The 7,716-nt window shown below is 69.1% G+C and carries 8 protein-coding genes; 6 read left to right on the top strand and 2 right to left on the bottom strand.

From position 1 onward, the window contains the following. From ACFCZ1_RS38200 to ACFCZ1_RS38190, 3 genes are all read left to right on the top strand, one after another. A partial coding sequence (locus ACFCZ1_RS38200) for a M16 family metallopeptidase (RefSeq protein ID WP_376682883.1) occupies window positions 1-1,359 on the top strand: 1,359 nt, incomplete at its 5' end. Window positions 1,360-1,389: 30 nt separating this feature from the next. Continuing rightward, complete coding sequence (dapB, locus tag ACFCZ1_RS38195; RefSeq protein ID WP_376682882.1) at window positions 1,390-2,142, top strand: 4-hydroxy-tetrahydrodipicolinate reductase; 753 nt, start codon at window positions 1,390-1,392, stop codon at window positions 2,140-2,142. A gap of 10 nt (window positions 2,143-2,152) precedes the next feature. Continuing rightward, window positions 2,153-2,605: a hypothetical protein gene (locus tag ACFCZ1_RS38190; protein ID WP_328927960.1), complete on the top strand. Its 453-nt coding sequence runs from the start codon at window positions 2,153-2,155 to the stop codon at window positions 2,603-2,605. Between the two features lie 35 nt (window positions 2,606-2,640). On the opposite strand, the gene ACFCZ1_RS38185 is transcribed toward ACFCZ1_RS38190, so the two are convergent. Then, window positions 2,641-3,201: a PH domain-containing protein gene (locus ACFCZ1_RS38185; protein ID WP_376682881.1), complete on the bottom strand. Its 561-nt coding sequence runs from the start codon at window positions 3,199-3,201 to the stop codon at window positions 2,641-2,643. A 48-nt stretch (window positions 3,202-3,249) separates the two neighbouring features. Beyond that, entirely contained in the window at window positions 3,250-3,516 is a 267-nt protein-coding gene (locus ACFCZ1_RS38180) for a hypothetical protein (protein WP_376682880.1), read from the bottom strand. Window positions 3,517-3,682: 166 nt separating this feature from the next. On the opposite strand from ACFCZ1_RS38180, the gene thyX reads away from it, so the two are divergent. The 3 genes from thyX to ACFCZ1_RS38165 all read left to right on the top strand — a co-directional run bounded on the left by thyX (window position 3,683) and on the right by ACFCZ1_RS38165 (window position 7,334). Then, the gene (thyX, locus tag ACFCZ1_RS38175) at window positions 3,683-4,423 is read left to right on the top strand and encodes an FAD-dependent thymidylate synthase (RefSeq protein WP_376682879.1); all 741 of its coding nucleotides are present in this window, start codon (window positions 3,683-3,685) and stop codon (window positions 4,421-4,423) included. A gap of 211 nt (window positions 4,424-4,634) precedes the next feature. Further along, window positions 4,635-5,534, top strand: a complete 900-nt coding sequence (dapA, locus tag ACFCZ1_RS38170) for a 4-hydroxy-tetrahydrodipicolinate synthase (RefSeq protein ID WP_376682878.1) — start codon at window positions 4,635-4,637, stop codon at window positions 5,532-5,534. Window positions 5,535-5,648: 114 nt separating this feature from the next. After that, a complete protein-coding gene (locus tag ACFCZ1_RS38165; RefSeq protein ID WP_376682877.1) occupies window positions 5,649-7,334 on the top strand; it encodes a ribonuclease J in 1,686 nt (561 codons plus the stop codon). Window positions 7,335-7,716: the final 382 nt, after the last annotated feature.

The following is a 7,716-nucleotide window of genomic DNA, read 5'->3' as shown; positions in this document are numbered from 1 at the left end:
GCCTCTTCGGAGGGGCGGGCCGTCGCCCGTACCCAAACCCTCCTCAAGGGGCAGAGCGGCATCGGCACCGTCCGGCGCACCGTCCTGCCCGGCGGCCTGCGCATCGTCACCGAGACGCTGCCCTCGGTCCGCTCCGCCACCTTCGGCATCTGGGCGCACGTCGGCTCCCGTGACGAGACGCCCACGCTGAACGGCGCCACGCACTACCTGGAGCACCTCCTCTTCAAGGGCACGCACCAGCGCAGTGCCCTCGACATCTCCTCCGCGATCGACGCGGTCGGCGGCGAGATGAACGCCTTCACGGCGAAGGAGTACACCTGCTACTACGCCCGGGTGCTCGACACCGACCTGCCGCTGGCCATCGACGTGGTCTGCGACATGCTCACCGGCTCGCTGATCCGCGAGGAGGACGTCGACGCCGAGCGCGGCGTCATCCTCGAAGAGATCGCGATGACCGAGGACGACCCGGGCGACATGGTCCACGACCTGTTCGCGCAGACGATGTACGGCGACACCCCCCTGGGCCGCCCCGTCCTCGGCACCGTCGACACGATCAACGCGCTCGGCGCCGACCGGATCCGCCGCTTCTACAAGAAGCACTACGACCCGACCCACCTCGTCGTCGCGGCCGCCGGCAACGTCGACCACAACAAGGTCGTACGCCAGGTCCGCGCGGCCTTCGAGCGGGCCGGCGCGCTGACCCGCAGCGACGCCGAGCCGATCGGCCCGCGCTCCGGCACCAGGCGGATCCGCACCTCCGGCCGCGTCGAACTGGTGAACCGCAAGACCGAGCAGGCCCACGTGGTCCTCGGCATGCCCGGCCTCGCCCGCACCGACGAGCGCCGCTGGGCTCTCGGCGTGCTGAACACCGCGCTCGGCGGCGGCATGTCCTCCCGGCTCTTCCAGGAGGTGCGGGAGAAGCGCGGCCTCGCCTACAGCGTGTACTCGTACACCTCCGGCTTCGCCGACACCGGCCTCTTCGGCGTGTACGCGGGCTGCCGCCCCAACCAGGTCCACGACGTGCTCCGGATCTGCCGCGACGAGCTCGACAAGGTGGCCTCCGAGGGGCTCGCCGACGACGAGATCAAGCGGGCCATCGGCCAGCTGTCCGGTTCCACCGTCCTCGGCCTGGAGGACACCGGCGCGATCATGAACCGGATCGGCAAGAGCGAGCTGTGCTGGGGCGACCAGATGTCGGTCGACGACATGCTGGGGCGGATCGCCTCCGTGACCCCGGACGACGTCCGCTCGGTCGCGCAGGATGTACTGGCCCAGCGGCCCTCGCTCGCGGTGATCGGCCCGCTCAAGGAGAAGCAGGCGGCCCGCCTCGACGAGGCCGTCGCCCAGTCCCGTACGTAGGTAAGTCTGTTCTGATTTGAGGACATGAAGATGAGCAAGCTGCGCGTGGCAGTCCTCGGCGCACAGGGCCGCATCGGCTCCGAGGCCGTGAAGGCGGTCGAGGCCGCCGACGACATGGAGCTGGTGGCGGCCCTCGGCCGCGGCGACGAACTGGAGACGCTGGCCGAGGCCGGCGCCCAGGTCGCCGTCGAGCTGACCACCCCCGCCTCGGTCATGGGGAACCTGGAGTTCCTGATCCGTCACGGCATCCACGGAGTGGTCGGCACCACCGGCTGGAACGAGGACCGCCTCGCTCAGCTGAACACCTGGCTCGCCGGTTCCCCGGAGACCGGTGTGCTCATCGCCCCGAACTTCTCCATCGGCGCCGTCCTGACCATGAAGTTCGCCGCCCAGGCCGCCCGGTACTTCGAGTCAGTCGAGGTCGTCGAGCTGCACCACCCCAACAAGGTCGACGCCCCCTCGGGTACCGCGACCCGTACGGCGCAGCTCATCGCGGCGGCCCGCGCGGAGGCGGGCTGCGCCCCGCAGCCCGACGCCACCGCGACCGCCCTCGACGGCGCCCGCGGCGCGGACGTCGACGGCGTCCCGGTGCACGCCGTCCGCCTGCGCGGCCTGCTGGCCCACCAGGAGGTGCTCCTCGGTGCCGAGGGCGAGACCCTGACCATCCGTCACGACTCCCTGCACCACAGCAGCTTCATGCCGGGCATCCTGCTCGGCGTGCGCCGCGTGACGCAGACCCCGGGCCTCACCTTCGGTCTGGAACACTTCCTCGACCTGGGCTGATCCGATCATCATGCGCGCGAAGATCACGTACTTCCTCACGGCGGCCGTCCTGGTCGTCTACTTCGTCCTGGCCGGCAGCCGGGGTCTGATGCTGATCCGGCACGGAACCTGGCTCACCGTCACCTTCGGTGTGGCCGTGCTGATCCTGCCGGTCATCGGCGTCTGGTTCCTCTGGAAGAACACCCGGTTCGTGACCAGGGCCAACCAGCTCGCGACCGAGCTGGAGGGCGAGGGCGGCCTGCCCGTCGACGAGCTGGAGCGGGACGAGTACGGCCGGATCCTGCGGGACTCGGCCGACGAGGTCTTCGCGCGCCGCAAGGCCGAGACCGAGGACGCGCCGGGGGACTGGCGCAGCTGGTTCCGGCTCGCCGTCGCCTACCACGACGCCCGTGACACCCCGCGGGCGCGCAAGGCCATGCAGCGGGCGATCGCCCTGCACGACAAGAAGCCCGTACAGGTCTGACACCTGTACGGGCTCCCCGTGCGCGCGGCGCCGGATCAGGCGGGGACGGGCCGGTACTCGTCGGCCCAGGCCCCGACCGTGTCGGCGGCCCGGTCGAAGGCCTCGGCCCGCGACAGGAAATCGGCGTTGTGGTCGGTCAGCAGTACCGGCAGCTCGGCGCCGTCACGCGCGGCCACCGTCAGCGCCTGTCCCTGGACGGTCCTCGGCAGACCGAGCCAGCGCACCGGCTGCTGCACGGTACGCAGCTCGGCGATCTCGCTCCAGGCGATCGAGCGGGTCCTGAAGAACCCGACCCGGCGCAGTCCCGTACGGCTCACCCAGACGCCGGCGCGCAGCAGTTGCACCGCGGACCCGACGACACCGAGCGCGGCGACGAGGCACACCGACGCCCCGCCCAGGGCGCCCGCGAAGGCGATGATCATGGTGGCCAGCAGCATGAAGGCGGAGAGCAGGAGCAGCAGCGCGGCGATGGCCACCCGCCAGGGACCCGGCCGGTAGGGCCGCCGCCAGCGGTCGTGGTCGTCATGGGCGAGCGCCTCGTCGCCGTCGTCATCCGCCTCGGACACACCGTCGGCCGTCAGGAAGGGCAGGGGCACGGCTGGACCTCACTCACATGCACGTTCGGTTGGGCTGTGACCGTGAGGCTACCGCCCCTCGGAGGCCTCCGACTGCTGCGACTTCGCCGGCGCCTTGCCCGGCTGCAGTGCGGGCATACCGAAGAGCAGCGAGCCGGCCAGCCCCGCCACCACGGTCAGCCCGACCAGACTACGGGCGGCGAGCTGAGTCCTGCTCAGACTCTCGCGCGGCGGCGGAGTGACGTTGCTGCGGAATCGGTCGGCCTCGGCGACGAAGGCGAACGGGACGGGTTCCCGTCCGGGGGCCCCTCCCGGCGGTAGCTGGGGGAGGAACATGGGAGCCACTCTCCTCACGATCGGTGTGCGTTCTCTTACGTAGGACGTCCGAGAGGCCCAATCGGTGCCGGGTTTGGGCACATTAACGAAAATTCGTGGCGCCGCGGCCCGCAGGCGGCGACGTAGAGTGGGCGCGCCCCAGGACGCACGTTTGGAAGGACCCCCGGTGAGCGAGACCGCCGCTTCAGATCTGAAACCCAGCTTCCGCAGTGACGTGACGGTGGAGCTGGTGAAGCACTCCGCCGCCGACTCGGACGTGCTGTGGGCCGCCCGTGTCTCCACGGCGGGCGAGCAGTCCCTGGAGGAGCTGCAGAAGGACCCGGAGCGCTCCAAGGGCCTCATCAACTACCTCATGCGGGACCGCCACGGCAGCCCCTTCGAGCACAATTCGATGACCTTCTTCATCAGCGCGCCGATCTTCGTGTTCCGCGAGTTCATGCGCCACCGCGTCGGCTGGTCCTACAACGAGGAATCCGGCCGCTACAGGGAGCTGGAGCCGGTCTTCTACGTCCCGGACGCCGAGCGCAAGCTCGTCCAGGAGGGCCGCCCGGGCAAGTACGTCTTCGTCGAGGGCACCGAGGCGCAGCAGGAGCTGACCGGCCGCGTCATGGAGGATTCCTACGTACGGGCCTACGAGGCCTACCGGGAGATGCTCGACGCGGGCGTGGCCCGGGAGGTTGCCCGTTCGGTCCTGCCGGTCGGACTTTTCTCCTCCATGTACGCCACCTGCAACGCGCGCTCGCTCATGCACTTCCTCGGCCTGCGCACCCAGCACGAGCTCGCGGCGGTGCCGTCGTTCCCGCAGCGGGAGATCGAGATGGTCGGCGAGAAGATGGAGCAGCACTGGGCGGAGCTCATGCCGCTCACGTACGCCGCCTTCAACGGCAACGGCCGCGTCGCCCCCTGAGGTCCCGTGCGTGCGGGACAGCGGCGGGGGCGACCAGTCAAGTCCTAAGTGTCCGTATTGCGGCGTTTCGGAAAGTTCATCTAGGCTGATCAAACGGACCCGGCACTGCCTGAACCCCCGAGCAGGCAGTGCCGGCGTCCAACACTCCGTACGCCCTGTTGACGTCCCCCGAGGGGACACCGCGACCATGGCAGCGAGTAGCGTGTTACCCATGGCTCCGATCTCGACTCCGCAGACCCCCTTCGGGCGGGTCCTCACCGCCATGATCACGCCGTTCACGGCGGATGGCGCACTCGACCTCGACGGCGCGCAGCGGCTCGCCGTCCACCTGGTGGACGCAGGCAACGACGGCCTGATCATCAACGGCACCACCGGCGAGTCGCCGACCACCACCGACGCGGAGAAAAGCGACCTCGTACGAGCCGTCCTCGAAGCCGTCGGAGACCGCGCCCACGTGGTCGCCGGCATCGGCACCAACGACACCCGCCACACCCTGGAGCTCGCCCGCCAGGCCGAGCGCACCGGCGCCCACGGCCTGCTCGCGGTGACCCCGTACTACAGCAAGCCGCCCCAGGAGGGCCTCTACCGGCACTTCACGGCGATCGCCGACGCGACCGGGCTGCCGGTCATGCTCTACGACATCCCCGGCCGCAGTGGTGTCCCGATCGACACCGAAACCCTGGTCCGGCTGGCCGAGCACCCCCGTATCGTTGCCAACAAGGACGCCAAGGGCGACCTCGGCCGCGCCAGCTGGGCCATCGCGCAGAGCGGCCTGGCCTGGTACTCCGGCGACGACATGCTGAACCTGCCGCTCCTGTCCGTCGGCGCGGCCGGCTTCGTCTCCGTGGTCGCCCATGTGGTCACCCCCGACCTGCGCGCGATGCTCGAAGCCCACCTGGGCGGAGACGTCCAGAAGGCGACCGAGATCCACCAGAAGCTGCTCCCGGTCTTCACCGGCATGTTCCGCACCCAGGGCGTCATGACGACCAAGGGCGCGTTGAACCTGCTGGGGCTGCCCGCGGGTCCGCTGCGGCTGCCGCTGATCGAACTGACCGCCGAAGAGACGGCGCAGCTCAAGCTCGATCTGGCCGCCGGCGGGGTACAGCTCTGACAACAGACTTCACAACTGAACAAGCACGACCGAAACAGACAACAGCAAGAGCACGAATGTCATACACGCCGCGTGCCTTCCGAGGTACGTGGCGTGTGTGGTGAGGAGACACTTTTGAGCCATCCGCATCCTGAACTCGGTCCGCCGCCGAAGCTGCCCAAGGGCGGCCTGCGGGTCACCCCCCTGGGTGGCCTCGGCGAGATCGGCCGCAACATGACCGTCTTCGAGTTCGACGGCCGCCTGCTGATCGTCGACTGCGGCGTCCTCTTCCCCGAGGAGGAGCAGCCGGGCATCGACCTGATCCTGCCGGACTTCACGTCCATCAGGGACCGCCTCGACGACATCGACGGCATCGTGCTCACGCACGGTCACGAGGACCACATCGGCGCCGTCCCGTACCTCCTCCGGGAGAAGCCGGACATCCCGCTGATCGGCTCCAAGCTGACGCTGGCCCTCATCGAGGCGAAGCTGCAGGAGCACCGCATCCGCCCCTACACCCTTGAGGTGAAGGAAGGCGAGCGGGAGAGCCTCGGCCCCTTCGACTGCGAGTTCATCGCCGTCAACCACTCCATCCCCGACGCCCTGGCCGTCGCGATCCGGACCCCCGCGGGCCTGGTCGTCGCCACCGGCGACTTCAAGATGGACCAGCTCCCGCTGGACAAGCGCCTCACCGACCTGCACGCTTTCGCGCGTCTGAGCGAAGAGGGCATCGACCTCCTCCTCTCCGACTCGACGAACGCCGAGGTCCCGGGCTTCGTCCCGCCGGAGCGCGAGATCTCCAGCGTTCTGCGCAACGTCTTCGCGAACGCCCACCACAGGATCATCGTGGCCAGCTTCGCCAGCCACGTGCACCGCATCCAGCAGATCCTCGACGCCGCGCACGAGTACGGCCGCCGGGTCGCCTTCGTCGGCCGCTCGATGGTCCGCAACATGGGCATCGCCCGTGACCTGGGCTACCTGCGGGTCCCGGCCGGTCTCGTCGTGGACGTCAAGACCCTCGACGACCTGCCGCCCGAAGAGGTCGTCCTGGTCTGCACCGGTTCCCAGGGCGAGCCGATGGCCGCGCTGTCCCGCATGGCGAACCGCGACCACCAGATCCGGATCGTCCCCGGCGACACGGTCATCCTGGCGTCGTCCCTGATCCCGGGCAACGAGAACGCGGTCTACCGCGTGATCAACGGCCTGACCCGCTGGGGCGCCAACGTCGTGCACAAGGGCAACGCCAAGGTGCACGTCTCCGGTCACGCCTCCGCGGGCGAGCTGCTGTACTTCTACAACATCTGCAAGCCGCGGAACCTGATGCCGGTCCACGGCGAATGGCGCCACCTGCGCGCCAACGCCGAGCTCGGTGCCCTGACGGGCGTCCCGAAGGACCGCATCGTCATCGCCGAGGACGGCGTGGTCGTCGACCTGATCGACGGCAAGGCCCGGATCTCCGGCAAGGTGCAGGCCGGCTACGTGTACGTGGACGGCCTCTCGGTCGGCGACGTCACCGAGGTCCACCTGAAGGACCGCCGGATCCTCGGCGACGAAGGCATCATCTCGGTCTACGTCGTGGTGGACAGCACGACGGGCAAGGTCGTCAGCGGTCCCAACATCCAGGCCCGCGGCTCCGGCATCGACGACTCGGCCTTCGGCCCGGTCGTGGCGAAGATCGAGGAAGCCATCGCCCGCGCGGCCGCCGACGGCGTGGCCGAGCCGCACCAGATCCAGCAGCTCATCCGCCGCACGATGGGCAAGTGGGTGTCGGACAGCTACCGTCGCCGGCCGATGATCCTCCCCGTCGTCGTCGAGGTCTGACCCTCGCCGTAGCGACGTCACCGGAGCGGGGCAACCGGATTTGCATCCGGGGGTCCCGCTCCAGTACGTTTACGACTCCACCCCGCACGACAACCGGGCACACATGTGTGTCCGGATGAGTCATGCTGGGGCCCCCGGACGAAGTCTGGAGGAGGGTGGGAATCGAGGCTCAGGGAGACCTGATAAAGTCTGATCCACCCGAAATGGGAAGGCCCCCCGAAGGCCATCGGAATTCGAATCCAAACCGGAAACGGCACAGAAACGAATCTGATAGAGTCGGAATCGCCGGAAAGGGAAAGCGCGAAAGCGCAGAACCTGGAAAGCGCCGAGGAAGTCGGACACGAAAGAGTCTGATAGAGTCGGAAACGCAAGAACACAGAAC

The organism is Streptomyces sp. NPDC056224 (genome assembly GCF_042267665.1).
Classification (GTDB): domain Bacteria; phylum Actinomycetota; class Actinomycetes; order Streptomycetales; family Streptomycetaceae; genus Streptomyces.
This window is presented reverse-complemented; position numbering and strand designations above follow the sequence as displayed.